This window comes from Novosphingobium sp. ZN18A2, from assembly GCF_036784765.1.
In the GTDB taxonomy this organism is placed as follows: Bacteria; Pseudomonadota; Alphaproteobacteria; order Sphingomonadales; family Sphingomonadaceae; genus Novosphingobium.
Genome location: NZ_CP136651.1, coordinates 2,788,900 through 2,815,797, shown reverse-complemented (window position 1 = coordinate 2,815,797; position 26,898 = coordinate 2,788,900). Strand labels below are relative to the sequence as shown.

Below are 26,898 nucleotides of genomic sequence, written 5' to 3'. Positions count from 1 at the left end.
GCGGTCAGGATCGCGCTGGTAATTCCGGGGCGATTGTCGCGCTGCTGGCGTAATCGGGATCGGCAAGCACGGACGATTTCATGAAACGCTCGACCGCATCCGCTTCGTCTCCGTCAAGTCCGGGTTTGCGGTACCAGAGAAGCGTCCATTTGGTGACCGGGAATATTTGCGAGACATTGGCCCGCGCTTCGCGGTTGATCATGGCAATGGGGAGGGGGCCGACGCCCACGCCGCGTTCGATCATTTGCGCCATGACCTCATGATACTGCGTGTTTCCCACTACGTTACGCGGAATTACGCCTTTCCGGGCAAGCGCGGATAACACGCGCTGGCGCAGTTCGCTGGACTTCGGCGGCAGGACCATCGGAAGATCGCTCAGCTCGTCCGCGCTCAGTGGCAAGGGCCGCCCCGCAACAAGCCTGTTGTGACCGATGATGCCGGTCTCGAGGTGAGCCAGGACCGTCTGGCCTTCGGGGACGGCGGCCATTTCCTGCGCATGATACAGCGCGAAGTCATATTGCCCGCCCGCGATCGATCGGATCGGCAAGGCGCGCGGATGCTGCGTGACGAAATCGCACTCCACGAACTGGTTCTTGGCAATGAAGCGATCCAGCTTTGGCTTGATGTATCGCTCCATGATGCCGTTCGCGATGAGTATGCGGAACGAGCGCACCTGCCGTTCATCGATGGTCTTGCGGCGATGGGCCGCCAGGCGCGCGGCTGCATCCTGAAATGCACCCAGATCGGACAAGAAAGCCAGCCCTTCGCGCGTCAACGAAGGCGGCAGACCGGCCGGCCGCGCGAACAGGCGAAATCCCAGCTGGTTTTCCAGCACCTTTATCTGGTTGCTTATCGATGCCTGCGAAACGCCCAGTTCATCGGCACATTTGCGAAAAGACATGGTTTTGCAAAGCGTTCCGAACACATCGAGCTGGCGCAGGGTGAAAGGCAGGGTCGGCATCCTGCTCCGACTCATAACCTGAAGGTTACGGCCTGTCATCACCTCTGGATTGGTTGCCCCGCAGGGCGTTTCCAAACGATTAGGGCCGCAATTCAAAACAAGGGGAGAGGAACCAATGGCTCGCATTACGTCACCCGCGGCTGTGCGGAAGATCCTTGCCGGATCGAGCGCGATCGCGATCGCTCTCTGCTCGAGCGCGGTCATGGCCCAGGATGGGACTGCAAATGCCGCGCCGGCTGCACAAGCACCCGTTCAGGACGGCGCCAGCGCAGGCGCCGAAATCGTCGTCACCGCGCAGTTCCGCAAACAGAACCTGCAAAACACGCCGCTGGCGATCACGGCCGTCAATTCGGCGATGCTGGAAGCGCGCAGCCAGGAAAACCTTTCGGATATCGCCAACCAGGCTCCCAGTGTTTCGCTCAGGCCCCAGTCCGCATCGTTCGGTCCGTCGATCTCGGCCACGATCCGCGGCATGGGCCAGATCGACTTCAATCCGCTCGTCGAGCCGGGCGTCGGCATGTACATCGACGATGTCTATTACCCGCGCCTGACAGGGGCAAACTTCGAGCTGGTCGACGTCGAACGGGTCGAAGTCCTGCGCGGCCCGCAGGGCACGTTGACGGGGCGCAACTCCGAAGGCGGTGCGATCAAGTATGTCTCCAAGAAGCCCGACGGGACGTTCGGCGGGTTCGTCGAGGGAACCTATGGCAGCCGCGACAGGGTGAACCTGCGCGGTGCGATCCAGTTCCCCATCATCGGCGACCTTTCGGCGCGCGTTTCCGGGGCCTATGGTCGCCAGGACGGTTATGTTCAGGGCTATGACTATGGATGCCTGCATCCGTCGAGCGGCATACCCTCGCAAACCGGCTCTTCGGACTGCAAGACGGCGGATTTCGGCAACAAGGATTACTATGCCGGGCGCGTTGCCATGCGGTACAACCCCAGCAGCGCGGTCGATATCATGCTGGTGGGCGACTACACGCACGATTCCGCCAACAACGCGGGCGAAGTGCTGCTCTACGCCAACAACTCGAACCCCAACGTGGAAGCTGCACCCGGCATCCCGTATGACAGCAGGTTCATTTGCGGCCGGTTCTGCAACTATTCCACGACATCATCGCCGGGGGGCAGCTTTGTCGCGGGGCTGATACCGGGGCTGCAGGGCTTTCCGATCCAGCCGTCGACGCACAACAACCGGGCTTTCTATGAAGGCTGGGGCGTGTCGCTGCACACCAGGTTCGAACTTTCGGACTGGGCGAACTTGACCACGATTACCGCGTATCGCGGCTTCGATTCGACATTCTCGAACGATACGGACCTTTCGCCCGCCAATATCGATGCACCGATGGTGGACCTGAGAAGCCGCTTCTTCAGCCACGAAATGCGCGTGAACGCGAAGTTCAGCGATCTTCTGGAAGCGACTGTCGGCGGCTATTTCTCGAACGAGGATACCAACCAGACCACGCGGACGGACATCCGGTATGTCGCGGCCAACGGTTCGCCGATCTATCCGTTGCAGTTCATCGGTGGCGGCCCGGTCAACGTCCAGTCGGTCGCCGCCTTCGGCACCCTGTTCGTCCGGCCTGCCTATGGGCTGACGATCACGCTTGGCGGACGCTATACCGATGAAAGCAAGAAGACGACCTACAAGCGGCTCAACTACGACGGCGTTACGCCAAACGCTTTCGTCGATCCGATCGGCGCCGCCTATGGGATCGGCTATGTGGGGCCGAATTACCTCAACGTCGGCAACTCCGGAACATCGACGATCGTCCGGGCGCTTAACGGCCTGACCGGCGGATACAGCGGTGCGCGTTTCGATTATCGCGCCAGTGTCGACTACCGCTTCTCTCCCGCGCTGCTGGTCTATGCGACCACGTCGACCGGCTTCAAGGGCGGTGGCATCGCGCCGCGTCCGTTCAACGCGGCACAAGTGCAGCCGTTCGGTCCCGAAAAACTTACCGCCTATGAAATCGGCGTGAAGTCGGACCTTTTCGACCGCAGGCTGCGGCTCAATGTTTCGGGGTATATCAACAAGTTCAAGGATGCGCAGCTGTCGTTGTTGTCCTGTCCGCAGTTCGGCGGGCCGGGGCCGTGCGCGCTGCCGCAGAATGCGGGCGACGCGACGATCAAGGGCGTCGAGGCTGAAGTCACCGCGTCGCCGATCTACGGTCTCGATATCAACGGTTCGCTGTCTTATCTGGACTGGACCTGGGACTGCGCGAAGATCCAGGTGGTGCGCGCGCTTCAGCCCGGAGAGGCCAACATCTGTTCGAGCGATCCGTCGATCGTGGGAGCGCTTGCGGCGCCGCCACGCGGTGTGACGAAATGGCAATGGTCTGTCGGTGCGCAGTACCGCATAGACATGGGCAATCTCGGCAGCCTTACGCCGCGCGTCGACGTTGCCTATCAGGGCAAGATGGCAGGCAGCAACACGGTTCCGGCCGCCGGGTCGCCCTCGGCACTGTTCGGCGGGGTTCCCTCCTACACGCTCACCAACGCGAGGCTGACCTATCGTACTCCCGACGAGAACTGGCAGGTGTCGCTGGCCGTCACCAACCTTTTCGACGAGTACTATTTCTACCAGACCTTCGACCTGACGGGTGCGGGCGCCGGCCTGATCACCGGTGCACCGGCGCGGCCGCGCGAATGGGCGCTGACCGTCAAGAGGAAATTCTGACCGCTCCCCCCGTTCGTACCGCTGTCCGCGTGGACTTGTCTTCCCCTCCGGGTTCGATCCACGCGGACCTTTTTACCGGCCTTATCCCGGTTCGGTGAACGGACGAACGAAAACAGCGCTGCTTGCACGGCGCGGCTGAATTTCCCGAACGAAAAGCCAGATTTCCCGACGAAAAGGATACCCACGCATGTTCAAGATCGCTGCCATTGGCCTGGCGTTGCTTGCAGGGATGAGTTCGCAGAACGGCCTTGCCGCCACGGCAGGGAACGAACCGCACGAAGTCAGCGTCGTGCTTCTGGGTACCAAGGGCGGCCCGACCGCCGATCCCGAGCGTTCCGAACCGGCCAACCTGCTGATTGTCGACGGGCACAAGTACCTGATCGACGCAGGCGCCGGTGTGGCCCGCCAGCTTGCTGCCGCGGACGCTCCGCCGCCGTCGATCCACACGATATTCCTCACTCATCACCATCTTGACCACACCGCCGGGCTTGAACCGTTGATGAGTCTGAACTGGATCGGCAATGGCCTTTTCGGGAAGGATACGCCCGTCAACATATACGGGCCGCCGGCAACCGATCACCTTGTGCACGCGGCCCTCGATTATCTCAGCACGTCGCAGCGTATCTTTCGCGCCGGGATTCCCAGCCTTCCGGATTCGCGCACGATGTTCGTGCCGCACGTAATCGATCGGGACGGGCCCTTTTTCGACGATGGGACAGTGAAGGTCACGGCGGCCGAAAACACGCACTTTTCGCATCCGTCTTATGGCCCGGACGGCAAGAAGGACATGTCACTGTCCTATCGGTTCGACACGCCGAACGGCTCCATCGTGTTTACCGGGGACACCGGCCCCAGCGATGCCGTGGCCGAACTGGCAAAGGGCGCGGACGTGCTTGTCAGCGAAGTCTACCTTGCCCCCAGGGACCAGCCGGGCGCGGAAAGCATTTCAGCGGCGAACAAGGCGCTGCGCGATGAACTGGCGGACCACATGATGCGTGAGCATCTTTCGCCGGAAGAGGTCGGCAAGCTGGCGGCCAGGGCTGGCGTCAGGACAGTCATCCTCACGCATATCGTTGCTGCGCCATCCCCCGATCTTGCCGATGAGCTGGTAAGGGGCGTGAAGACCTATTTCCACGGCAACGTGATCGTTGGGCGCGACCTGATGCGCTTTGAATTGCTCGGACGGAATTGAGGGGACGACGTGGCCGGGCCGGGCGGGTCCGGCCGCGTCAATTCATGCAATCCGCCAACCGGTCAATCGGGGCGCAATACGAACTTGAGAGCACCCGCCTCGCGCGCTTCGAACAGACGATAGGCTTCCGCCCCGTCGCGCAGCGACATCCGGTGGCTGACATACTTTTCCGGCTTGAGGCGGCCCGACTGCACCAGCGGGAACAGCGCGGGCAGTTCTTCGGGAACCGAACAGGTGCCGGCGCGAAAGGTAAGTCCCTGTGCGAACGCGCGTTCAAGCGGGAAGGCGAAACGTCGCGATTGCTGCACCCCGATAACCGATACCGTGCCGCGCGGACGCACCAGGCGGAGCGCGAAATCGACTGTCGCATCGCTGCCCACGACTTCGACCGCGCAATCGAGCTTGCGGCCTTTCGTATCCTGCTTGATCCGTTCCATCGCTTCGTCGGGGTGCAGGGCGATGGCGCCCGCTTCTTCGGCCAGCGCCCGGCGTTCGGGCACCGGATCGATCGCATAGACGACGTGCGCACCCATCACGAATGCGCTGTCCACCGCCATCAGGCCGATCGGGCCAAGCCCGACGACCGCGACGCCCGATCCCGGCTGGATATCGGCGTTGCGCGCACCATACCATGCAGTGGCCAGCGCGTCGGTCATCATCAGCGCCTGTTCCATGCTCACGCCTTCCGGCACAGGCACGGCATTCATGTCGGCAGCGGGCACGCGTACCGCTTCCGCCTGCGATCCCTGCAGCTTCGCGGACAGGCCATAGCAGGCGCCCTGTCCGTTCTCACACAGGTTCACGACGCCGGCGAGGCACGACCGGCATTGTCCGCAGCCGACAGCGGCCGGGATCATCACCTTGTCGCCCGGTTTCAGCCGGTGGACGCCGCGGCCCACTTCGACGATTTCGCCAACCGCCTCGTGACCGACGCAGAACCCCATGTCCTCGGAAAAGCCGTGGCCGTGGTAGATGTGAAGGTCGCTGCCGCAAATCGAGCAGGCTTCAACCTTCACGATTGCATCGCGGCTGGATTGCGGCTGGGGATCGTCCATGGTTTCGTGCCGGATGTCCCGTGCCCCGTAATAGCGCAGCGCCTTCATTTACCGTCCTCTCTCAGATGCGCCGCTCGCGCCCTTCCCAGAAGGGTTCGCGCAACTTGCGCTTGAATATCTTGCCCGAATCCTCGCGCGGCAGGCTGGCCGCGAAGTCTATGCGGCGCGGAACCTTGTAGGCCGTCATCACCCGGCGCAGTTCCGCCTTCAGGGCGTCTTCCGTCAGGTCCGCGTCGGGCATCGGCTGGACCACGGCCATCACGCTTTCGCCGAATTCCTCGTCCGGGATGCCAAATACCGCGCAATCGGCAACGCCGGACAACTTGTGCAGTTCGGCCTCGATTTCGGCGGGATAGATGTTGGCGCCGCCCGAGATGATCATGTCGTTTATCCGGTCGCACAGGTACAGAAACCCGTCTTCGTCGAAATATCCCATGTCACCGGGTGTAACGAGGCCGTACTTTTCCATCGCCGCGCGCTTTTCGGGGGCGTTCTGGTATGTGAAGTCCGTGCCGTGACGGCCCTTGCCGATAACCTCGCCCACTTCGCCGGGGGCGACGTCGTTTCCGTCCGCATCGACCACGCGCAGCGTTACGCCGGGTTGCACGCGGCCCACGGAGCCGGGGTGTGCAAGCCATTCCTGCGAGGACAGGTTGGTCACGTTGCCCATCTCGGTGGAGCCGTAGTATTCCCAGATCACCGGGCCCCACCATTCGATCATCGCGCGTTTGACCGGCGGCGGGCAAGGGGCCGCGGCGTGGGTGACATATTCGAGGCTGGACAGGTCGTATTTCCGTTTCACCTCATCGGGCAGGCGCAACAGGCGATTGAACATGATCGGCACCATGTTGAGGTGCGTGATCCGCTCTTTCTCGATAAGTGCCAGCAGGCCTTCGGCATCGAAGCGCGGCGTGACGACAACGTTCGCGCCAAGCCTGGTCGAGAAAGACGAATGGGCGTTCGGCGCGGAGTGGTAAACCGGCCCGATCACGGCGGTTGTGATCGTGGCGGGATCGCGCTTTCCGGCCAACACGTCGGCAAACCCGTATGACCAGCCGAGCATGACGTTGACCGCTTCGGCCTGTTCGGGCGTGAAGGCGCCGCGCTTCACACCCTTTGGCCGACCGGTCGTGCCCGAAGTATAGATGATCGTGCTGGGCGCGGGTTCGCCTTCACCCTGCATGGGCTGCGCGGCTCGGACAAGATCGTCCCAGACCGGAAGGTCGGCCGGGGGCGGCGCATCGGGCAGGCCATAGGCCGCACGGATTTCGGGCGGGGTGGGGACGACCACGACCGGCAGGCCCGGCGGTATCGCCGCGCGCACCGCGTCCAGCAGGTCCGCATGGATCAGCAACAGCTTTACGCCGCTGTCCACCAGCAGGTAGTTCGCCTCGTCCACGGTATAGTGCCAGTTCACCGGTACCGGATAGACACCCAGCATCCCCGCGCCGAAGGCGGCCTCGAAATAGGCGATGTCGTTGCGCAGATAGAGCGCAACGCCATCTCCCTTTTCAAGGCCGTATCCGGCAAGGACCGTCGCGGCGCGCCGGATGCGGTCATCCAGCGCCGCGCTCATCAGCGTTCGTTCGCCGCTCGTGATCCGGCCCATCGTCCTCTCCTCTCCGATTGCGCCGCCTGTGCGTGCCTCAGCGTTCGTTCATCGCCGCGTATTCCCTGATCTTCTGCTTGCCGAGCTGGCTCATGTGCACTTCGTCGGGGCCGTCTGCGATGCGAACGAAGCGGTTGAGCGTGAAGAAACGCGCAATCGGCGTATCGTCGGACACACCCATCCCGCCGTGGACCTGGATCGCGCGGTCGCAAACGGTTTGCGCCATTTGCGGCGCGACCACCTTGATCGCCGCGATCAGATCCTTGGCAACCTTGTTGCCATGGCGGTCCATTGCGTCGGCCGCCTTCAGTGTCAGCAGGCGCGCCATCTCTATATCGCAGAAGCTCTTCGCCACGTCCTGCCGGATCGACGACTGGTCGGCGAGCTTCTTGCCGAAGGCGACGCGGCTGTCGGCGCGGCGCGACATGATCTCCAGCGCGCGCTGCGCCTGCCCGATGGAGCGCATGCAATGGTGGATGCGGCCCGGCCCGAGGCGACCCTGCGCGATTTCGAACCCGCGGCCCGGACCCAGGATCATGTTCTCCTTGGGCACGCGCACGTTTTCAAAGCGCAGTTCGCATTCGCCACCGGGCGAGTTGTGCGATCCGAACACCGTCAGGTGCCGCACTACCGTGATGCCCGGTGTGTCGGGTTCGACCAGGATCTGCGAATGCTGGGCGTGGCGCGGCGCGTCGAAATCGGTCTTGCCCATCACGATCCAGATTTTGCAGCGCGGGTGCATCGCGTTGGAAATCCACCATTTCCGGCCGTTGAGCACATAGTCGTCGCCATCGGGCGCGATCGACAGTTCAAGGTTCGTGGCGTCCGAAGAGGCCACCTGCGGCTCCGTCATCACATAGGCAGAGCGGATTTCACCGTCGAGCAGCGGACGCAGCCACTTGTCCTGCTGTTCGGGGGAACCGTATTTCGCCAGCACCTCCATGTTCCCGGTGTCGGGGGCGGAGCAGTTGAAAACCTGGCTGGCGAAGGGCACGCGGCCCATGATCTCGGCCAGCGGAGCGTATTCGAGATTGCTGAGACCGGGGCTGAATTCCCCATATTCGTGCGGAAGAAACAGGTTCCATAGCCCCTTGGCGCGAGCCTTGGCCTTCAGGTCTTCCATGCCGGGCCATTCCTGCCACAGCTTGCCGGGATCGTTGACCCAGTCGTGATACGATTGTTCTGCCGGATAGACGTGCTCGTCCATGAAGGCGCTGACTTCGGCGATCAGGTTCTTCACTTTGTCGCTATGTTCGAAATCCATGTCTGCGTTTCCTTTCAGAGGGACAGTCCGCCATCGACCACCAGCGTGTGGCCGGTGACGTATGAGGCGAGGGGAGAGGCAAGGAAGATGGCGGCCCCGGCCATATCCGCGGGCAGGCCCGCGCGGCGCTGGGGAATGGCGGCCAGCGATGCGGCCATCCTGTCGGGATTCCGGGTCGTGACCCTGGTCAGCTTGGTGTCGACAAGGCCGGGCGCGAGACCGTTCACGCGGATGCCTTCGGGTGCCCAGGCCTGGCCCAGCGTCTTGGTAAGGCTGATCGCGCCCGCCTTGGAAGCGGCATAGGCGGGGTTGCCGATATTGGCCTTCAGCCCCGAAATGGAACTGACCACGATCACGCTGCCTTGCGATTCGAGCAGCGCGGACTTGAAGCGCCGTGCGCAATTCATCAGGCTGTCGAGATTGACCGCCATCACCTTGTCCCAGCCCGCACGCTCAAACTCTCCGCGCTTGTAAACGACCGTGCCCTGGCAGAGCACAAGTACGTCCAGCCCGTTGGCAAAGGGTGCGGGGGCCGCTTCAATCGCATCGGCGTCGCTTACATCCACGCAGGTATAGCCAAGTTCGGAAAGGTCGGACCCGTCCGCCGCGTCGTATTCACCGGCGCTGGTGCGCGTGCCCCACACGTGGACGGTGGCACCCCGTTCGCGAAAGCCGTGGGCGATGCCGTTGCCAATCCCGCTTGAGCCGCCCACAACCAGCACGCGCTTGCCCGTGAAGTCGGTATCGTCAATCATGCGATTGTTCCTTTTGCGAATGTGAGCCGATGCGCCTTAGCGCGCGTTCGAACAGGTCGATGGTATGGGCGTGCAGCCGGTCACCGATCTCGCGCGGGGCCTTCCCGGCGCAGGCACGGGCGTGCGATCCTTCAAGGATGATGCCGAGCTTGTAGCAGGCCAGCACCACGAACCAGTCGAGATCGGCAAGGCTGCGCCCCGATTGCTCGCCATATCGCGCGGCAAGTTCCGCCGGCGTCGCAAAGCCTTCCCACGGGCGGATCGCGACGTCCGTTTCGCGCGGGGCATCCTCTTCGGGCCATGTCGCGATCAGCCAGCCCAGGTCGAGCAGCGGATCGCCCAGGGTGCAAAGCTCCCAGTCGACCACCGCGGCCAGTTCGCCGCTGTCATGGCGGAACATCACGTTGGCGAGGTGAAAATCGCCGTGAATGATGCCCGGCCGGAAATCCTGCGGGCGATTGCCGTCAAGCCAGCGGCCGACCCGTTCCACGCCCGGAATGGCTTCGGGGCCGCTCCAGCCGGGGAAATCGGCATAGCTGGCAAGCTGCGATGCCCAACGGCCCACCTGGCGGCCCAGCCAGTTTTCCAGTTTGCCGAAATCGGCCAGCCCGGCGGCAACGTGATCAACCCGGCCCAGCGCCGCGATCGCGTCGACCATGGCAAGCCCCATGCGGTGCCGGATCGCCGGGTCTTCCGCGTGGAGCGGAGGCAGGTCCTGCGTCGCGTTGAACCCGTCGACCGGCTCCATCAGATAGAACGCCGCGCCCAGCACGTTTTCGTCCGGGCAGGCCGCGATCAGGCCGGGGTGGGGCACCGCGCTTCCGGCAAGCGCGGCCAGAACCCGCGCCTCGCGCCGCATCGTCTCGTTCGAATTTGCGCGCAGGTGCGGCGGCGGGCGGCGAAGGACATAAGTCCGCCCTGCACGGGAAAAGCGCAAAAGGATGTTCTGGGTGCCGCCCGAAAGCCGCTCCACATCGCAAAGCTGGCCGGAACCGAGCCCCTTGCCATCCATCCATGCCGCAAGCGCGGCAAGGTCCACGCCTGCGTCCACGCCGATCCTCTCAATTTATTATCCAGATGGATAATGCGTTTGACGTAGGCGTCCGTCAAGCTATCATTTGCACGATGCAGCCAACCGTGTCCGATACACTGCCCGATGCCTCCGAACGCCTGAAGGCGGTGGCGCTTACGCTGTTTGCCGAACGCGGGGTGGACGGGGTGACGGTGCGCCAGATCGCGGAGGCCGCGGGACAGAAGAACCACGCGGCGGTGGGCTATCACTTCGGGTCGAAGGAAGCGTTGGTGCGCGCAATCGTGGTTCATGGCGCGCGCCTGATCGATGACTTGCGCAACCGGATGCTGGACAGGCTTGAAGCGCGGGGCGGCCCGGCTTCGGTCCTGGATGTCACGGATGTGCTGGTGCGCTCGTCGCTCGTCCCGGAAAATCCGCCGTGGAGCGCGTGTTACAACCGGTTCGTGGTCATGGTGGAACTGACCAACCACGCGCTTTTCATGGACGCGCTCGAGGGTAAATGGAATTCGGGTTACCTGCGTTGCCAGGACCATGTGCGGCGCCTGCTCGCCGATGTTCCCGCCCGGCAGGTGAACCAGCGCCTTGTGTTCATGGGCGCGGCGATGGCAGGCATCATTTCGGGCCGCGAACGCGAACTGGCCGATACCACGCGCGACCACCCGATGTGGAAAAGCGATCGTACGCTTGACCGGATCGCCCGCGCGCTGGCGGCAATCCTTATGGCCGAATAAAGCATTTTCAGAAAAAGTGGATGCCGGTCTTTCGGTTCGAAAATGCATGAAAACAAGCAGCTACAGCTTCGCTTCCGTTTCAGCTTCAAGCCGCGATGGAGTAGCGCGCTCCCTATTCGTGGCGCAGCGCCTCTATCGGGTCCAGCCGCGATGCGCGGCGCGCCGGGTAATACCCGAAGGCGATCCCCATCAGCGCCGAAAAGACGAAGCTGAACACGTTGATCACCGGGTCGAACACGAAGGGCACGTCGACCAGCTTGGAAAGACCCAGTGACAGCCCGAATGCCAGCGCGATTCCCACAAGGCCGCCAAAGCAGCACAGCACCACGGCTTCGGTAAGGAATTGCAGGCGTACCTCGCGGGCTAGCGCGCCGATGGCGAGGCGTATGCCGATCTCGCGCGTGCGCTCCGTTACCGAAACCAGCATGATGTTCATGATCCCGATACCGCCCACGATCAGGCTGATGGCGGCGATCGCGGCAACCATCGCGGTAAGCGCGCCGGTCGCGGCGGAAACGGCCTGGTTCACCTGCGCCGTATCGATGATGTTGAAATCGACATCCTCACCCGGCTGGATCTGCCGCCTTTCGCGCATCAGTTCTTCCAGCGCGTTCCGGATCGTGGCGGACGAATAATCGGGCGAATACTTCACCACGAAATACTGAAGGTCGTTGTTGCCGGTGAACCGCCGCTGCACGGTCTTGAGCGGCATGACCACGATATTGTCTTCGTCCTGCCCGTTCGGCCCGCTTGCCCCGCGTTCTTTCAGCACGCCGATCACCGTGCAGGAAACGTCGTCCAGCCGCATCGATTCGCCCATTGGGTCGGTGCCGGGAACGAAGATCTCCGAACGGACCTTCGAACCGATGATGCACACGTCCTTGCCCGCGCTTTCCTCGGCCGCCGTGAATCCGCGTCCGCTTTCCACTTCTATCGACTGGGCGTGCAGGAAATCCATGTTCGCGCCGCGCACCGTGGTTTGCCACGCCTGTCCGTTGTGAAAGGCATTTGCCGATTTCGTGACGGTTCCGGCCACGTAAAGCACACCGGCGATCTGTTCGCCCACCGCGGTTACATCGGCCTGCTTGAAAGCCTTGGGCGCTGACATCATCCGTTGCCCGCGCGACGGGATCACGATCAGCACGTTCGACCCGAGCGAGGAAATCTGGTTGCGGACAGAAGCCGTCACGCCGTTGCCCAGCGTGACCATGGTTATCACCGCTGCGACTCCGATGACGATGCCCAGCGTCGTGAGGAACGAGCGCAGGATATGGCGGCGGATCTGGCGCATCGAAAGCAGCAGGGTTGCCCCCATCATCCCCGACATCAGGCCGTCCCTCCCTGTTCCACGGATTCCACCACGCCATCGCGGAAATGGACGATCGTGCGCGCGAAAGCGGCCATTTCGGCCTCGTGCGTGACCATCAGGATGGTAATGCCGCTTTGGTTCAGGTCGCGCAGCAGTTCCATGATCTCTATCGAGCGTTCGGTATCCAGGTTCCCGGTCGGCTCGTCCGCCAGAAGCACATCCGGCTCGGTCACCAGCGCGCGGGCGATGGCGACGCGCTGCTGCTGGCCGCCCGAAAGCTCTGCCGGGGTATGGTCGGCCCAGGGCACAAGTCCCACGTGGTTCAGCGCCTTGAGCGCGGCGGCCCGGCGCACGGCCTTTTTCTCGCCGCGATAGAGCAGGGGCAGTTCCACGTTTTCCAGCGCGCTGGTGCGGGCAAGCAGGTTGAACCCCTGGAACACGAAGCCGAGATAGCGCCGCCGCAACAGGGATCGCTGGTCGCGGTTGAGCGACTGCACTTCGATGCCGTGAAAGCGGAACGTGCCCGACGTGGGCGTATCCAGGCAGCCCAGGATGTTCATCGTCGTCGACTTGCCCGAACCCGACGGCCCCATCACGGCAACGAAATCGCCGCGCTCAACCGTCATGTCCACGCCGCGCAGCGCCTGGAAAGCGGCTTCGCCCGAGCCGAACACCTTGGTGATGCCGCGCAGTTCGATCAGCGGCGGCCCGGATGCGCCCGCTTCGCTCACCCGGCGGTGGCCTTGATGCCCGAAACGACCTTCATGCCCGGTTTCAGGTCTTTCGACTTTACGACGGTAAGCCGTCCGTCGCTCTCGCCCGTAACCACGTTCACCGCCTTCAGCTTGTTACCGGCTTCCAGAACATAGACCTGTTGCGTGCTGCCGGCGCCGATGGTGGCTTTCTGGCCGTCCTTCTTCAGGCCGATCTGCGGATTGAGGACGCCGCCTTCATCGGCCTTCTTGCCGGCATCTTCGGGCTTGAAGCGCAGCGCGCCGTTGGGGACGAGCATCTGTTCGCCGGTATTGGCCGTCGCGATCGTGGCGGTTGCGGTCATCCCCGGGCGCAATGCACCGTCAGGGTTGGGCACCGTCAGCCGCGCTTCGTATTCAACGACCGAACTCGTGCTGGCGGACGACGAGGACGCGCTCGCCGAACTGCTTGTCGTCGCGGCGGTGTTGGTGGAGGCGAGGTCGACCCTGTCCACGGTCGCGTCGAACTTGCGGCCGGGATAGGCATCCACTGTGAAGGTCGCCTTCTGGCCGGCATGGACCTGGCCGATGTCCGCTTCGTCGATCGAAACGCGTAATTGCATCGCCGAAAGATCCTGCGCGATCAGGAACAGCGTGGGGGTATTGAACGATGCCGCTACGGTTTGCCCGGGTTCGACCTGGCGTGCCAGCACCACACCCGAGATGGGGGAGCGGATCACCGCGCGCGATCGCTGCGTCTGCGCGGTGGAAAGCGTGGCCGACACGGCAATGACATTGGCCTTCGCCGATGCGACAGCAGCCTTGTCGCGCGCTACCGCGCCCTCGGCCGCCTGCATTTCGGTTTTCGACGGAACCTTGCCGCCCGATGCCTTTGCCACGCTTTGCAGGCGGGCAAGCTGCGCCTTGTCCACGTCCAGCGTGGCCTGCGACTGCACGACGGACGCGCGCGCGGCGGCAAGGTTGGCGTTGGCCTGGCGAATCTGGTCGTCGATCACGTCGGTATTGATGATCGCCACGACCTGCCCGGCGCTGACCCGATCGTTCACGTCCACAAAGATCTTGTCGATCTTGCCCGAAATTTCAGAGCCGACCTCGACAATGTTGGTCGGGCGGATGTTGCCGGTGGCGGTTACCGTCAGGTTCAGCGCTCCGCGCTTTACCGGCTCGGAGATATAATTTGGCCCGTTGTCCCCGCGCGCGCAGCGAGAAACCAGCAATACCACCAGCAATACGGCCAGCGCGACAAGACCCCACTTCAGCCAGCGGCGCCAGCGCGGGCGGGGCTTTTCGCCAAGGAATTCGGCAAGTTCGGCATCGCCGTTCATCCCGGGATCGGTTTCGCTCATCGCGGAGTCCTGTTGTTGGCCGGGGCCGTCGGGGCCGGGGCATAGGCACCATCGGGCAGGGGATACTGGCTGGTCGACCATCCGCCGCCCAGCGCCTGGGTCAGTTGGACGAATGCGCTGGCCCGTCCGGCCCTGGCCTGGACAAGCGCGTTGCGAGCCGAAAGCAGCGTGGTTTCGGCGGTCAGAAGCGCGGTAAAGTCCGTCAGCCCGGCGCGGTACTGGCTGCGCGCGAGGATGGCGGCATTGTTCGCGGCGTCCAGCGCCTCTTCATTGGCCGCAACCCGCGTGCGCGATGTGCGCAGCGCGGTTGCCGCCGTCTCCACGTCCGACAGCGCGGTCAGGATGGACTGGTGCCAGGCGGCCAGCGCGCCGCGCGCCGATGCCTCGGCCCCGCGGACCTGTGCGCGCGCCTTTCCGCCGTCGAACACCAGTTGCGAAATCGTGGCGAACAGGCCGCCGGTTATCACGTCGAACAGGTTGCCGATGGTGGTGGCACCGGTCGTAACCTGCCCGGAAAGCTGCAAAAGCGGCAAAAGCTGCGCCTTCGCGACGCCGACCCGCGCGCTCTGCGCAATCAGGGTCGCTTCCGCGCCGCGAACGTCGGGCCGGCGGCGAAGCACGTCGGCCGGCGCCGCATAGTCGCCGATCGCGGCGGGAACGGGCACCGTTGCCGGCCCGTCCTGCATAAGCGACAGCACGCGCCCCGGCGGCTCTCCGATCAAGGTAGAGATGGCATTGGCTGTGGCGGCGAGGCTGGACTCGAGCGCGGGGATCGCCGCCGCGCTTTGCGCCCGGCGACTGCGCGCCTGTTCCACGTCCAGGCTGGAGACAAGGCCCGCTTCGTTGCGCCATTTCGCGATCTGGAGGTTCGCCTCGTCGTTGGAAAGCGTGTTGCGTGCAATGGCCAGTTGCGCGGCGGTCGCACGGGCGGAAATCACGTTCAGCGCCACTTGCCCGACGACAAGGCGCTGGACATCGGCGAGCGAATATCCGGCGGCGGCAAGGTCCGCGCGCGCGGCCTTCACGTTGCCGCCGATGCGACCCGAAAGATCAACCTCCCAGCTGGCGTTCGCGCCAAGCGAGTATTGTACGCTTTTCGCCGCGAAATCGCCCACGTCCTTGCTGGCGCCGCCATTGGCGCTGATCTGCGGCAGGTAACTGGCCCTTGCACCGGAAAGCGTGGCGCGCGCCTGGTCAAGCCGCGCGGCGGCCTGCGCAATGTCGAGGTTGTTGGCGATCGCCTCGTCCACCAGCGAGGCGAGCACCGGATCGCCCAGCATCTTCCAGTATTGCGAAATGTCCGCTTTCGCCGCGTCGCCTGCGTTGGCCGCAGATTGCGTTGCATCGGCGGCGCTGCCTTCCGACCACGTCGCGGGAACGTCCATCGGCGGCGCGGGAGCAGTCAGGTTTGCGGCGCATCCGGCAAGCGCCAGGGCTGCCAACGCTGGTATCGGCCGGGCGGCCAAACCCATTGCGCAGCGCGTCGCGACGTTGCAGCGATCCCTCAAATCCACGCCTCCCTGGCGTAACCGTCCCGGCGAATACTATACATTCAAAAGGCCGGGCCAAAAGTCCCCGCAGCGCACGATAGCCAATTATTTGAAGCGGGTAGCGGGAAATACTGCCGATTTGGCAGCACTGGACCGAATATTCGTGATGCACCGCCATGCCGTTTTATCGTGCGGCGGAGATACCCGGATACGGCGCGCCGATTGGCACGGATTCCGGCTTGCGGGTCATGCCAGAACCTTGCCGGGATTGAGCAGGCCCAGCGGGTCTAGCGCGTGCTTCACGGTGCGCATCAGCGCGATTTCCTCTGCCGTGCGCGACAGGGGCAACCAGTCGCGTTTTTCCAGCCCGATGCCGTGTTCGGCGCTGATCGATCCATGTAGCGGTTGCAGCGGGCGGTAGACGAGTTCCTCGGCGCGGTGGCGCGCCTCCTCGCTCCACGGACGCGGTGCCAGCAGCACGTGCAGGTTGCTGTCGCCAAGGTGGCCGAACACCACCATCCGGCCTTCGTTCTTCCATTCCCGCGCGAACGCCGCTTTCAGGGTTTTGACGTAATCGTGCATCGCCTCGATCGGCAGGCTGACGTCGAACGTCGCACTGGGATAGAGCGCGCTGAACAGGCCCTCAACATCCTCGCGGATGCCCCAGATCGCGCTGCGCTGCGCTTTAGACGACGCCAGCACCGCATCCGCCGCAATCCCCTGTTCCAGCACTTCGCCCATCACCTCGGCGAACAAGGCCTCGTCGCGCCCCGCATCGGTGCCGGTGCCTTCCACGATCACATAGAAATCATGACCGGCGGTCAGGGGCGCCTTGTGCCGGCCGCTTTCGATGGCGATCAGGTCATAGTGTTCGCGCCACATCACCTCGAATGACGAAAGCTGCCCGCCCAGCCGCTTTCCGACATGGGCGAACAGCGCCTTGATATTGTCGAACCCGTCGACCGCCAGCATCGCCGTCGCATCGCTGGCGGGGGCAGGATGAAGGCGCAGCACCGCGCGGGTGACCAGCCCCAGCGTCCCTTCGCTGCCGATGAACAGGTGTTTCAGGTCATAGGCGGCGTTGTTCTTGAGCAGCGTGTTCATCGATGACAGCACCGTGCCGTCTGCCAGTACGACCTCAAGCCCCAGCACGTTCTCGCGCGTCATGCCGTACCGGATCACGGTGTTGCCACCCGCGTTGGTGGAGATGTTGCCGCCGATCGTGCACGATCCGCGCGCGCCAAGGTCCACGCCATACATCAGCCCGTGCGCGGCGGCGGCTTCATGCACGGCCTGCAAGGGCACGCCGGCCTCGACCACCATCGTGCGCCCCACGGAATCGATCTCGCCGATGGCGCGCATCCGGTCGAACGAGATCTGGATCTGGTCGGCGCGCGCGTCTGCCCCATGGACCAGCCCGGTAAGCCCGCCTGCCGCGACGACTGGCTGGCGCGCGGCGTGGCATAGTTTCATGACGCGCGAAAGCTCGTCGGTCGAACGCGGGCGCACCACGGCTTTCGCCCCGCATTTCGCCTGCCCCAGCCAGTCCGCCGGACGTGCCGCGGCTTCATCGCCGGCAAGCAGGCCGTTGTCGCCAACGATGGCGCGAATATCCTCGATCAGGTCCATAGGTGTCCCCTCTCTCCGCCTTGTTCATAGCAAAGCGGTAAGCGGTGTGAAGCGGATCAAACGGGCGGCACGAGCACGGCGCGATTGTTCGCCGTCGTCTCTATCAGCCAGTCCATCGCGGCGCGCACGCGGGCGAGGCGCCGCGTATCCTTGTGGGTGACGAGCCAGAAGCTGCGCAAGATGCGCCTTTGCGGGATGACGGGCATCAACCGCGCGTCGCCTTCAGCCATGAAACATGGCAGCACGCCGATCCCGGCGCCGCTGGCGACAAGGCGCTGCTGCGCAACGATACTGGGAGAGCGCAGCGTGGCGGCAAGGCCGGGGTGTATCTCGTCGAGATAGCGCAGTTCGGGCGCATAGATCAGGTCAGGGATATAGCCGACCAGGCGGTGGCCCGATGCAAGCACCGCCTCGCGTTCGGGCGCGCCATGACGGTCGATATAGGCGCGGCTCGCATAGAGCCGCAGCGCATAATCGGAGAGCTTCCTTGCCACCACCGGCCCGGTGCGCGGACGCGAGAGCATCACCGCGATGTCCGCTTCGTGGCGTGAGGGCGAAAGGAAACCGCTCGATGCAACAAGGTCCAGCGTCAGGGCCGGATGGCGTGCGGCGAATTCGCCGATGCGCGGGGCAAGGAAGGCGCTGCCGAAGCCTTCCGACACGCTGACCCGCAATGTGCCGGAAAGCCCTTCGCCCGGATGCGCCGCTTCGCCGATCCCGGCGGCCGCCGCAGCCATCGCCTCGACAGCGACCAGAAGGTTTTCGCCCGCCTCGGTCAATACCTGCCCTTCGCGCGTCTGCTCGAACAGCGTAAGTCCGAGTCGCGCCTCCAGCCTGCGCAAACGCCGGCCCGCGGTGGTTGCGTCAACGCCCAGAGCGGCGCCCGCGCGGGCAAGCTGGCCGGCGCGTGCGATTGCGAGGAAGGCCTGATAATCGCTCCAGTCGTCTGCGTGCATGGAACCACCTGCAATTTTGCAGGATCAAGTCGCAGAAATGCCGCTTGCCTGCAATCCCTCGCGGGTGCAGGCCCGGTGCAAACGCAATCGAGAGGAACCATTACCCATGCGCCAGATCGATCATTTCATCGTCGGCGGTGCCGGCGGAGCCGCGGATCGCAAGGGCGACGTATTCGATCCCAACAACGGCGGCGTGCAGGCGCAGGTCGCGCTGGGCGATGCCGCGTTGCTGGATCGGGCCGTGGCGAACGCGAAGAAGGTCCAGCCCGCTTGGGCCAATACCAATCCGCAGCGCCGCGCCCGGGTGATGTTCAACTACAAGCGCCTGATCGAAGATAATATGCAGTCGCTGGCCGAACTGCTTTCCAGCGAACACGGCAAGGTGATCGACGACGCCAAGGGTGACGTGCAGCGCGGGCTGGAAGTGATCGAATATGCCTGCGGCATTCCGCAGGTGCAGAAGGGTGAATACACGCTGGGCGCCGGGCCGGGGATTGACGTTTATTCGATGCGCCAGCCGCTGGGCATCGGCGCGGGCATCACGCCGTTCAACTTCCCGGCGATGATCCCGATGTGGATGTTCGGCATGGCGATCGCAGCGGGCAACGCCTTCATCCTAAAGCCCAGCGAGCGTGATCCCAGCGTGCCGGTGCGGCTGGCGGAACTGTTCCTTGAAGCGGGTGCGCCCGAAGGGCTGTTGCAGGTTGTCCACGGCGACAAGCTGATGGTCGACGCGATCCTCGACCATCCGGACATCGCGGCGGTCAGCTTCGTCGGATCGAGCGACATCGCGCACTATGTCTATAACCGCGGCGTCGCCGCCGGTAAGCGCGTCCAGGCGATGGGCGGGGCCAAGAACCACGGCATCGTGATGCCCGACGCCGATCTGGACCAGGTGGTGAACGACCTTGCCGGTGCCGCGTTCGGCTCTGCGGGCGAACGCTGCATGGCGCTGCCCGTGGTCGTGCCGGTGGGCGATGATACGGCGGAACGGCTGAAGGAAAAGCTGATCCCCGCGATCAACGCGCTGCGCGTGGGCATCTCCACCGATCCCGAAGCGCAGTATGGTCCGGTCGTGACGGCAGAGCACAAGCAGCGCATCGAAAACTGGATCGCCACCGCCGAAAAGGAAGGCGGCGAAATCGTGATCGACGGGCGCGGCTTCAAGCTGCAAGGGCACGAGGACGGCTATTTCGTCGGCCCGACGCTGATCGACAACGTCACGCCCGATATGGAAAGCTACAAGAACGAGATATTCGGGCCGGTCCTCCAGATCGTGCGCGCGAAGGATTTCGAGGAAGCGGTGCGCCTGCCGAGCGACCACCAGTATGGCAACGGCGTGGCGATCTTCACGCGCAACGGCCACGCCGCGCGCGAATTCGCCAGCCGCGTGAACGTGGGCATGGTTGGTGTGAACGTGCCGATCCCTGTGCCGGTCAGCTATCACTCCTTCGGAGGCTGGAAGCGGTCTGCCTTTGGCGACACCAACCAGTATGGCACCGAAGGTCTGAAGTTCTGGACCAAGGTCAAGACCGTGACCCAGCGCTGGCCCGACGGCGGCGGCGACGGATCGAACGCTTTCGTCATCCCGACGATGGGATAAGAGGGCGACCGGCGGTTTCGATGGCTGACGGAGGCGGACAGGGCACTTTGCGCGGAAAGGAATGCGCATCGCTGCGTTGACCCGGAGAGGCTGGGGGGAGATGTTGCGCAACCCCGGCTCCGAAGTCAGTCCATGGGAGACAAACGTGAAGTTCAGTCCGATCCTTGCCGCCGCAGCCGTCAGCCTTGCCCTGGCGGGTTGCGCCAAGACCAGCGAACCCGCACCCGAAGGCAGCGACGCACCGGCGGCAAGCGGCATGCCTGTTCCGGCCGAATCCGCGATGAGCGGCGTTGACGTCGGGGCGTCCGGGGGCGCGATGCAATCGCCGGTGGCAAACGAGATTCCGGCCGCGATCCAGGGACGCTGGGGGCTGACGCAGGCCGATTGCACTTCGAGCGCGGGCGATGCCAAGGGGCTGCTGGAAATCGGCCCGATGAACTTGAAGTTCTATGAATCGATGGCGCGCCTTACCAAAGTGGCCGAAGACACCGACGGACACATGAAGGCGACTTTTGCCTTTTCGGGCGAGGGCAAGGACTGGTCGCGCGAGCTTTCGCTCGACGCCGGCGGCAAGGGCCAGTCGCTGGTGCTGACGGGGATGGGCGGCGATGCTGAAACCGGCCCGCTTACCTACGCCCGGTGCAGTTGAGAAAGGGGCGTTCCATGATCCGCACGACATTCGCCCTTGCCGCCGCAACGTTCGCCCTGTGCGGTTGCGCCAGTGTGAATGCGGAGCCTGCCCGGCCGCATCCGAAGGGCATGGCGGAAAACACCTGCCATGCGGACGCGGCGAAGAGGTTCATCGGGCGGAAGGCCAGCGTCGAAACCGGCGTGGCCATGATGCAGGCGTCCGGCGCGACGAGCTTGCGCTGGGTGCCGCCGCGCACGGCGGTAACAATGATGTATGTCTCCGGCCGCCTGACCGTTTCGTATGACGACAACTATGTGATCACCCGCGCTTCCTGCAATTGAGCGGGGCAAGCAGAAACAGGACTTAGATGACTGACCAGTTTGCGCTGACCGATGACCAGCTTGCCATCCAGGAGATGGCGCGCAGGTTCACCGCCGACATGATCACGCCCCATGCCGCGCAATGGGACGAGGATCACACTTTCCCGCGTGAGACGATCAAGGCGGCGGCAGAACTGGGTTTCGCCGCAATCTATGTTTCCGAGGAGAGCGGCGGGATCGGTCTCGGTCGTCTCGAAGCGGCGCTGATCATGGAAGCCATGGCTTATGGCTGCCCCGCGACCAGTTCGTTCATCTCGATCCACAATATGTCTTCATGGATGATCGACACTTTCGGGTCGGCCGACGTGAAACAGCGCTTCCTTCCCGATCTGGTGACGATGGAAAGGATGGCCAGCTATTGCCTGACCGAGCCGGGTTCCGGGTCCGACGCGGCGGCGCTGAAAACGACGGCGCGGCTGGAAGGCGATCACTACGTGGTGAACGGCACGAAGCAGTTCATCAGCGGCGGCGGTGTGAACGATATCTATGTCACGATGGTGCGCACCGGGGCGGAAGGGCCGAAGGGCATCACCTGCCTTGTTGTGGAAAAGGGCATGGAAGGGCTGAGCTTCGGCGCGCCCGAAAAGAAGCTGGGCTGGAACGCGTCGCCCACCGCGCAGGTCATCTTCGACAACGTGAAGGTGCCGGTCGCCAATCGCGTCGGTGCCGAAGGCGATGGCTTCCGCTTTGCGATGGCCGGGCTGGACGGCGGGCGGCTCAACATCGGCGCCTGTTCGCTGGGCGGTGCGCAGCGGTGCCTTGACGAAGCGATTGCCTATACCAGGGACCGCCAGCAGTTCGGCCAGCCGATTGCCGATTTCCAGAATACGCAGTTTACGCTTGCCGACATGGCGACCGACCTGGAAGCGGCGCGCGCGCTGTTATACCTGGCGGCCTGCAAGGTGACCGCGGGCGCGCCGGACAAGAGCCGCTTTTCCGCCATGGCCAAGCGGCTCGCCACCGACAGCGGCAGCGCTGTGGTCGACCGCGCGCTGCAACTGTTCGGCGGCTATGGCTATCTGAAAGACTATCCGATCGAGCGGTTCTGGCGCGACTTGCGCGTCCATTCGATCCTTGAAGGGACGAACCAGGTGATGCGCATGATCGTGGGAAGGGACTTGTTGCGCCAATGAGCACCGATACGATGACACAGGACGTGCTGTCGCGCGTGGATGGCCGCGTGGGCGTTCTCTCGCTCAACCGGCCCAAGGCGATCCATGCGCTGACGCTGCCGATGGTCCACGCGATGACCGATGCGCTGGTGAAGTGGCGCGACGATCCGGCAATCGAGGCGGTGATCGTCGACCATGCGGAGGGCAGGGGGTTCTGCGCGGGCGGAGACATTGCATTCCTGCGCAATTCTGCCGTGAACGACGGGGGAGAGAGCGGGCGCAGGTTCTTTCACGACGAATATCGCCTGAACCACCTGATGTTCACGTATCCGAAGCCGATCGTGGCCTTCATGGACGGAATCACGATGGGCGGCGGCGTGGGGATCAGCCTGCCCGCGACATTCCGCGTGGCGACGGAGAACACGCGGCTGGCCATGCCCGAAACCGGCATCGGCCTTTTCCCGGACGTCGGCGGAGGCTGGTATCTTTCGCGCCTGAAGGGGCGGCTGGGCCAGTACCTTGCGCTCACCGGCGCGCGGCTGAACGGGGCGGAATGCCTGTGGGCGGGCATGGCGACGCACTATTTGGCGCCCGATGCACTGGCCGATGCGAAATCGCGCATTGCCGGCGCACCGGACGTTATCGCGGCCGCGCTGCGCGAATTGTCCGCGGTTCCACCCGAACCCAAGATCGCAGCGCAAGCCCATGAGATCGAACGCCTGTTCGGTTCGGACGATTATGAGGCAATCCTCTCGATGCTGGAAGCGGATGGCGGCGAATGGGCGGCGCAACAGCTCCGGACGCTCGCCACCAAGAGCCCGCAGACCTGCAAGGTAGCCCTGCGCCAGTTGCATGGAAGCCTTTCGCTAACGGACTTCGCGGAGAATATGCGGCACGAATACCGCATTGCCAGCCGTGTGCTCGTCCGTCCCGATTTTGCCGAGGGCGTGCGTGCCCTGATCGTCGACAAGACCAATGACCCGCACTGGAACCCGGCCACGGCGGAAGGCGTGACGAGCGAACTGCTCGACGCCATTTTCGCGCCTTTGCCAGCCAACGAGGAATGGACCCCGCTATGAGCGCAGAAACCGAATACGAAAACATCCTGGTCGAAACCAGGGGCGCGGTCACGCTGATCACGCTCAACCGGCCGCAGGCGCTGAACGCATTGAATTCGTTCGTGCTGGAAGACCTGATTGATGCTTTCGCGAAGTTCGAGGCCGATCCCACACAGCTTTGCGCGGTGCTGACCGGCGCTGGCGAAAAGGCGTTTGCCGCGGGCGCGGATATCAAGCAGATGGCGGAAAAACCGGCAGCCGAATTCTATTCGGACGATTTCTTCAGTCGCTGGACCAGCCACCTGGTCAAGACCACGCGCAAGCCGTGGATCGCGGCGGTAAACGGCTTCGCGCTGGGCGGCGGGTGCGAACTTGCGATGATGGCCGATTTCGTCATCGCCGCCGATACAGCAAAGTTCGGCCAGCCGGAGATCAAGCTCGGCGTCGCGCCGGGCATGGGCGGCAGCCAGCGTCTGACCCGCGCGGTGGGCAAGTCCAAGGCGATGGAAATGTGCCTGACGGGCCGCATGATGGGTGCGGAAGAGGCCGAGCGTTCGGGCCTTGTCGCACGCGTGGTGCCGCTTGCGGACCTGCTCTCCGAAGCGATGAAGACCGCCGAAACGATCGCCGGAATGCCGCCGCTTGCCACCATCGCCAACAAGGAAATGGTCAACGCCGCATTCGAAACCACGCTCGACCAGGGCGTGCTGTTCGAACGCCGCGTGTTCCAGGTGCTCACCGCGACCGAGGACAAGGCCGAAGGCATGGCCGCATTCATAGAAAAGCGCGCCGGGGTCTGGAAGGGCAAGTAAATCGGTTCCCCTCCCGCTTGCGGGAGGGGGCAGGGGTGGGCGCGGCCCACGCAAGACTCCCATGGGAGGTGGCCCACCCCCGGCCCCTTCCGCAAGCGGGAGGGGAGATTTGACATGAAGATCGCATTCATCGGCCTCGGCAACATGGGCGGCGGCATGGCCGCGAACCTTGTGAAAGCCGGCCACGACGTTCACGCATTCGACCTTAGCGAAGAGGCTATTGCCCGCGCGAAGGACAATGGGTGCACCACCCATGGCTCGGTCCCCGATGCAGTGCAGGGCGCAGATGCAATCGTTTCCATGCTGCCCAACGGCAAGATCGTGGAAAGCGTCTATGTTTCCGACGTGATCGACGGCGCACCGACGACGGCCCTGTTGATCGACTGTTCGACCATCGACGTCGCCACCGCGCGGCGCGTGGAGGAAGCCGCTGCCGCTGCCGGTTATACGATGGTGGATGCGCCGGTATCTGGCGGGATCGCGGCGGCAAACGGCGGGACGCTGACGTTCATGGTCGGCGGCAGCGATGAGGGCTTCAAACGTGCCGAGCCGATCCTTGCGGCGATGGGCAAGGCGGTGATCCACGCCGGCGGCGCTGGCGCGGGGCAGGCGGCGAAGATCTGCAACAACATGATTCTGGGCGCGACGATGATCGCGACCTGCGAGGCATTTGCCCTGGCCCGGAAACTGGGCCTGGACCCGCAGACATTCTATGACATCAGTTCCAAGGCTTCGGGCCAGTCATGGTCGATGACCAGCTATTGCCCGCTTCCCGGCGTCGGCCCGCAAAGCCCGGCGGACAACGAATACCAGGGCGGCTTCGCCACCGCTCTGATGCTCAAGGACTTGCGCCTCGCGGCCGAAGCGGCTGACGTTGCCGATGCCGACGTGAAGATCGGCAAATACGCGCGCGATCTTTACGAAGCCTTCGACGCTGCGGGCAACGGCGGGCTGGATTTCTCGGCGATCATCAAGACGGTTTGAGGTTGAGGGAAAGGGCAGCTTTCTGCGCTGTCTAACCGCAAGCAGACATACCGCCGGCCCACCCGCAACTCCTCCCGCAAGCGGGAGGGGAGCGAGACTTGCGCCGCCGCAGGCGGTGCTAGTCGCAGCGGGGTGTGCAATTGCACGGCGGCAGCTTCCCCCGCGATTCGGGCCACTGGTTCCCTTCGTCCGGTTCCCAATGGCGCGCACATAGCGGTGATCGGGGCTTGCGCTCACCCCCGCGCAGGGGCCATCAGCCGGTCAATCGTAACGCATGAGAGAATCGAGCGAGAAGATGGAACAGGCCAGCAGCAATCGCAGCCACGGCGGTACGCAGGGCGTCTATACACACCAGTCGAGCGAGACGGGCACGCCGATGACCTTTTCGGTCTTCGTGCCCGACCATGCGCCCGGCGCGAAGCTGCCGGTGCTGTGGTATCTTTCGGGGCTCACCTGCACGCACGCCAATGTGACGGAGAAGGGCGAATATCGCGCGGCTTGCGCCGAACATGGCGTGATCTTCGTTGCACCGGACACGTCTCCGCGCGGTGACGATGTGCCCGATGACGAAGGTTATGACTTCGGCAAGGGCGCGGGCTTCTATGTCGATGCCACACAAGATCCGTGGAAGGCCAACTTCCGCATGCGCAGCTATATCGAGAGCGAGTTGCCCGCTCTGATCGCGGCGGAATTTCCCGCCGACATGGCGCGGCAGGGCATCACCGGGCATTCGATGGGCGGTCACGGCGCGCTGACCATCGGCCTGCGCAACCCGGATCGCTTCCGTTCGGTCAGCGCCTTTTCACCGATCGTTTCGCCGCTTTCCTGCCCGTGGGGCGAAAAGGCGCTGGGCGGCTATATCGGCGCGGACAAGGCGGCATGGCGCGAATACGATGCCTGCGCGCTGATCGAAGACGGCGCGCGCTTGCCGGACCTGCTGGTCGACCAGGGAACGGCCGACAATTTCCTTGAGGAACAACTCAAGACGCACCTGTTGGCATCGGCCTGCGAGAAGGCTGGAATGCCGGCGACGATCCGGATGCAAGAGGGATACGACCACTCCTATTTCTTCATCTCGACGTTCATGGCGCAGCACGTTGCCTGGCACGCGGCGCGGCTTGCGTAGTCGCCAGCGTTACACCGGTTGAGGTGCGATGGGCCGACGTTTCAGTTGGGAGGCTTCGGGCAGTCTTTTACGCATGAGGTGGTGGGCGCCTGCACAAGTCCGCCGCTGACGCGGATCGAAGCGCCATTACCCAGTTTGTAAGTTGGCGCATCGGTGCCCTTCAGCATATCTGCATTGGCGGGAATAGCGGCCGAAACGGCGCCCGTGCGTGCAACGCCGCGCGTCCGGCGCCTGTAATGCGCGCGGCCGCTTGCGTTTCCGCTGGCGCGTTGCGTGCGTATTTCGCGGCTGGCGGCATTCATGCTGTTGGCGATTGAAGACCCTAGCGAGCGCGCCGAACTCGCCTGTCCCTGTCCGGTGCCCGAAAGGATCATGGCCGATTCCGCCGCGTCCTGCGCGCTGACCGTGCAAGGCGCCGCGCCAAGCATAAGGATGGTGGAAATCGCCAGGGTCGATCTGAGGGTCATGC

Annotated in this window: 24 protein-coding genes; 11 read left to right on the top strand and 13 right to left on the bottom strand. The window is 64.0% G+C overall.

Annotation, left to right across the window (positions count from 1 at the left end; translation table 11 throughout):
* Nucleotides 1-4: 4 nt before the first annotated feature.
* Nucleotides 5-1,165 carry a LysR family transcriptional regulator gene (locus RXV95_RS13420; RefSeq protein ID WP_338466539.1) on the bottom strand — a complete coding sequence of 387 codons (1,161 nt, stop codon included), beginning with the start codon at nt 1,163-1,165 and terminating at the stop codon, nt 5-7.
* Here RXV95_RS13420 and RXV95_RS13415 point away from each other — a divergent pair.
* Nucleotides 1,164-3,641 (top strand): TonB-dependent receptor, encoded by a 2,478-nt coding sequence (locus RXV95_RS13415; protein WP_338466538.1) that lies wholly within the window; start codon nt 1,164-1,166, stop codon nt 3,639-3,641. The two genes, RXV95_RS13420 and RXV95_RS13415, sit on opposite strands and share 2 nt — an antisense overlap.
* Before the next feature lie 187 nt (nt 3,642-3,828).
* Nucleotides 3,829-4,833: an MBL fold metallo-hydrolase gene (locus RXV95_RS13410; protein WP_338466537.1), complete on the top strand. Its 1,005-nt coding sequence runs from the start codon at nt 3,829-3,831 to the stop codon at nt 4,831-4,833.
* 62 nt (nt 4,834-4,895) lie between these two features.
* Here the strand turns inward: RXV95_RS13410 and RXV95_RS13405 are convergent, their stop codons facing one another.
* Genes RXV95_RS13405 through RXV95_RS13385 form a run of 5 tightly spaced genes read right to left on the bottom strand, consistent with a single transcriptional unit; the run spans nt 4,896 to nt 10,567 of the window.
* Nucleotides 4,896-5,936 carry an alcohol dehydrogenase family protein gene (locus RXV95_RS13405; RefSeq protein WP_338466536.1) on the bottom strand — a complete coding sequence of 347 codons (1,041 nt, stop codon included), beginning with the start codon at nt 5,934-5,936 and terminating at the stop codon, nt 4,896-4,898.
* 13 nt (nt 5,937-5,949) lie between these two features.
* Complete coding sequence (locus RXV95_RS13400; protein WP_338466535.1) at nt 5,950-7,497, bottom strand: acyl-CoA synthetase; 1,548 nt, start codon at nt 7,495-7,497, stop codon at nt 5,950-5,952.
* A gap of 37 nt (nt 7,498-7,534) precedes the next feature.
* A complete protein-coding gene (locus tag RXV95_RS13395) occupies nt 7,535-8,761 on the bottom strand; it encodes an acyl-CoA dehydrogenase family protein (RefSeq protein ID WP_338466534.1) in 1,227 nt (408 codons plus the stop codon).
* A gap of 14 nt (nt 8,762-8,775) precedes the next feature.
* A complete protein-coding gene (locus tag RXV95_RS13390) occupies nt 8,776-9,516 on the bottom strand; it encodes an SDR family oxidoreductase (RefSeq protein WP_338466533.1) in 741 nt (246 codons plus the stop codon).
* Complete coding sequence (locus RXV95_RS13385; RefSeq protein ID WP_338466532.1) at nt 9,509-10,567, bottom strand: phosphotransferase family protein; 1,059 nt, start codon at nt 10,565-10,567, stop codon at nt 9,509-9,511. Before RXV95_RS13385 ends, RXV95_RS13390 begins: the two co-directional genes overlap by 8 nt.
* Before the next feature lie 86 nt (nt 10,568-10,653).
* Between RXV95_RS13385 and RXV95_RS13380 the strand changes: the two genes are divergently transcribed.
* Nucleotides 10,654-11,280 carry a TetR family transcriptional regulator gene (locus RXV95_RS13380; protein ID WP_338466531.1) on the top strand — a complete coding sequence of 209 codons (627 nt, stop codon included), beginning with the start codon at nt 10,654-10,656 and terminating at the stop codon, nt 11,278-11,280.
* Between the two features lie 112 nt (nt 11,281-11,392).
* Here the strand turns inward: RXV95_RS13380 and RXV95_RS13375 are convergent, their stop codons facing one another.
* The 6 genes from RXV95_RS13375 to RXV95_RS13350 all read right to left on the bottom strand — a co-directional run bounded on the left by RXV95_RS13375 (nt 11,393) and on the right by RXV95_RS13350 (nt 18,723).
* Nucleotides 11,393-12,598 (bottom strand): ABC transporter permease, encoded by a 1,206-nt coding sequence (locus RXV95_RS13375; RefSeq protein ID WP_338468569.1) that lies wholly within the window; start codon nt 12,596-12,598, stop codon nt 11,393-11,395.
* A gap of 8 nt (nt 12,599-12,606) precedes the next feature.
* Nucleotides 12,607-13,320, bottom strand: a complete 714-nt coding sequence (locus RXV95_RS13370) for an ABC transporter ATP-binding protein (RefSeq protein WP_338466530.1) — start codon at nt 13,318-13,320, stop codon at nt 12,607-12,609.
* Nucleotides 13,317-14,648, bottom strand: a complete 1,332-nt coding sequence (locus tag RXV95_RS13365) for an efflux RND transporter periplasmic adaptor subunit (protein WP_338466529.1) — start codon at nt 14,646-14,648, stop codon at nt 13,317-13,319. Before RXV95_RS13365 ends, RXV95_RS13370 begins: the two co-directional genes overlap by 4 nt.
* Nucleotides 14,645-16,090 carry an efflux transporter outer membrane subunit gene (locus RXV95_RS13360; RefSeq protein WP_338466528.1) on the bottom strand — a complete coding sequence of 482 codons (1,446 nt, stop codon included), beginning with the start codon at nt 16,088-16,090 and terminating at the stop codon, nt 14,645-14,647. Before RXV95_RS13360 ends, RXV95_RS13365 begins: the two co-directional genes overlap by 4 nt.
* Before the next feature lie 294 nt (nt 16,091-16,384).
* Entirely contained in the window at nt 16,385-17,767 is a 1,383-nt protein-coding gene (locus RXV95_RS13355; RefSeq protein ID WP_338466527.1) for an FAD-binding oxidoreductase, read from the bottom strand.
* A 56-nt stretch (nt 17,768-17,823) separates the two neighbouring features.
* The gene (locus RXV95_RS13350) at nt 17,824-18,723 is read right to left on the bottom strand and encodes a LysR family transcriptional regulator (RefSeq protein WP_338466526.1); all 900 of its coding nucleotides are present in this window, start codon (nt 18,721-18,723) and stop codon (nt 17,824-17,826) included.
* A 106-nt stretch (nt 18,724-18,829) separates the two neighbouring features.
* Here RXV95_RS13350 and RXV95_RS13345 point away from each other — a divergent pair, with 106 nt between their 5' ends.
* The 8 genes from RXV95_RS13345 to fghA all read left to right on the top strand — a co-directional run bounded on the left by RXV95_RS13345 (nt 18,830) and on the right by fghA (nt 26,429).
* Nucleotides 18,830-20,326, top strand: coding sequence for a CoA-acylating methylmalonate-semialdehyde dehydrogenase (locus tag RXV95_RS13345; RefSeq protein ID WP_338466525.1), 1,497 nt, complete (start codon nt 18,830-18,832; stop codon nt 20,324-20,326).
* Nucleotides 20,327-20,471: 145 nt separating this feature from the next.
* Entirely contained in the window at nt 20,472-20,975 is a 504-nt protein-coding gene (locus RXV95_RS13340; protein ID WP_338466524.1) for a hypothetical protein, read from the top strand.
* A gap of 14 nt (nt 20,976-20,989) precedes the next feature.
* Entirely contained in the window at nt 20,990-21,298 is a 309-nt protein-coding gene (locus tag RXV95_RS13335; protein WP_338466523.1) for an I78 family peptidase inhibitor, read from the top strand.
* A gap of 26 nt (nt 21,299-21,324) precedes the next feature.
* A complete protein-coding gene (locus RXV95_RS13330) occupies nt 21,325-22,470 on the top strand; it encodes an acyl-CoA dehydrogenase family protein (RefSeq protein ID WP_338466522.1) in 1,146 nt (381 codons plus the stop codon).
* Nucleotides 22,471-22,481: 11 nt separating this feature from the next.
* Nucleotides 22,482-23,528, top strand: a complete 1,047-nt coding sequence (locus tag RXV95_RS13325) for an enoyl-CoA hydratase/isomerase family protein (RefSeq protein WP_338468568.1) — start codon at nt 22,482-22,484, stop codon at nt 23,526-23,528.
* Entirely contained in the window at nt 23,525-24,319 is a 795-nt protein-coding gene (locus RXV95_RS13320; protein WP_338466521.1) for an enoyl-CoA hydratase-related protein, read from the top strand. The genes RXV95_RS13325 and RXV95_RS13320 overlap by 4 nt, the downstream gene beginning before the upstream one ends.
* 114 nt (nt 24,320-24,433) lie before the next feature.
* Nucleotides 24,434-25,303, top strand: a complete 870-nt coding sequence (gene mmsB / locus RXV95_RS13315; protein ID WP_338466520.1) for a 3-hydroxyisobutyrate dehydrogenase — start codon at nt 24,434-24,436, stop codon at nt 25,301-25,303.
* Nucleotides 25,304-25,598: 295 nt separating this feature from the next.
* A complete protein-coding gene (gene fghA, locus RXV95_RS13310) occupies nt 25,599-26,429 on the top strand; it encodes an S-formylglutathione hydrolase (RefSeq protein WP_338468567.1) in 831 nt (276 codons plus the stop codon).
* 41 nt (nt 26,430-26,470) lie between these two features.
* Here the strand turns inward: fghA and RXV95_RS13305 are convergent, their stop codons facing one another.
* A complete protein-coding gene (locus RXV95_RS13305; RefSeq protein ID WP_338466519.1) occupies nt 26,471-26,896 on the bottom strand; it encodes a hypothetical protein in 426 nt (141 codons plus the stop codon).
* Nucleotides 26,897-26,898: the final 2 nt, after the last annotated feature.

Excerpts from the sequence above, each read along its gene's own strand:
- RXV95_RS13305 (WP_338466519.1), bottom strand. The coding sequence starts at position 26,896 with ATGACCCTCAGATCGACCCTGGCGATTTCCACCATCCTTATGCTTGGC.
- fghA (WP_338468567.1), top strand. The coding sequence starts at position 25,599 with ATGGAACAGGCCAGCAGCAATCGCAGCCACGGCGGTACGCAGGGCGTC.
- RXV95_RS13330 (WP_338466522.1), top strand. The coding sequence starts at position 21,325 with ATGACTGACCAGTTTGCGCTGACCGATGACCAGCTTGCCATCCAGGAG.
- RXV95_RS13355 (WP_338466527.1), bottom strand. The coding sequence starts at position 17,767 with ATGGACCTGATCGAGGATATTCGCGCCATCGTTGGCGACAACGGCCTG.
- RXV95_RS13350 (WP_338466526.1), bottom strand. The coding sequence starts at position 18,723 with ATGCACGCAGACGACTGGAGCGATTATCAGGCCTTCCTCGCAATCGCA.
- RXV95_RS13415 (WP_338466538.1), top strand. The coding sequence starts at position 1,164 with ATGGCCCAGGATGGGACTGCAAATGCCGCGCCGGCTGCACAAGCACCC.
- RXV95_RS13345 (WP_338466525.1), top strand. The coding sequence starts at position 18,830 with ATGCGCCAGATCGATCATTTCATCGTCGGCGGTGCCGGCGGAGCCGCG.
- RXV95_RS13400 (WP_338466535.1), bottom strand. The coding sequence starts at position 7,497 with ATGGGCCGGATCACGAGCGGCGAACGAACGCTGATGAGCGCGGCGCTG.
- RXV95_RS13420 (WP_338466539.1), bottom strand. The coding sequence starts at position 1,165 with ATGACCGCGCTCGAGCAGAGAGCGATCGCGATCGCGCTCGATCCGGCA.
- mmsB (WP_338466520.1), top strand. The coding sequence starts at position 24,434 with ATGAAGATCGCATTCATCGGCCTCGGCAACATGGGCGGCGGCATGGCC.
- RXV95_RS13375 (WP_338468569.1), bottom strand. The coding sequence starts at position 12,598 with ATGATGGGGGCAACCCTGCTGCTTTCGATGCGCCAGATCCGCCGCCAT.
- RXV95_RS13390 (WP_338466533.1), bottom strand. The coding sequence starts at position 9,516 with ATGATTGACGATACCGACTTCACGGGCAAGCGCGTGCTGGTTGTGGGC.
- RXV95_RS13395 (WP_338466534.1), bottom strand. The coding sequence starts at position 8,761 with ATGGATTTCGAACATAGCGACAAAGTGAAGAACCTGATCGCCGAAGTC.
- RXV95_RS13410 (WP_338466537.1), top strand. The coding sequence starts at position 3,829 with ATGTTCAAGATCGCTGCCATTGGCCTGGCGTTGCTTGCAGGGATGAGT.
- RXV95_RS13405 (WP_338466536.1), bottom strand. The coding sequence starts at position 5,936 with ATGAAGGCGCTGCGCTATTACGGGGCACGGGACATCCGGCACGAAACC.
- RXV95_RS13325 (WP_338468568.1), top strand. The coding sequence starts at position 22,482 with ATGACACAGGACGTGCTGTCGCGCGTGGATGGCCGCGTGGGCGTTCTC.
- RXV95_RS13320 (WP_338466521.1), top strand. The coding sequence starts at position 23,525 with ATGAGCGCAGAAACCGAATACGAAAACATCCTGGTCGAAACCAGGGGC.
- RXV95_RS13335 (WP_338466523.1), top strand. The coding sequence starts at position 20,990 with ATGATCCGCACGACATTCGCCCTTGCCGCCGCAACGTTCGCCCTGTGC.
- RXV95_RS13365 (WP_338466529.1), bottom strand. The coding sequence starts at position 14,648 with ATGAGCGAAACCGATCCCGGGATGAACGGCGATGCCGAACTTGCCGAA.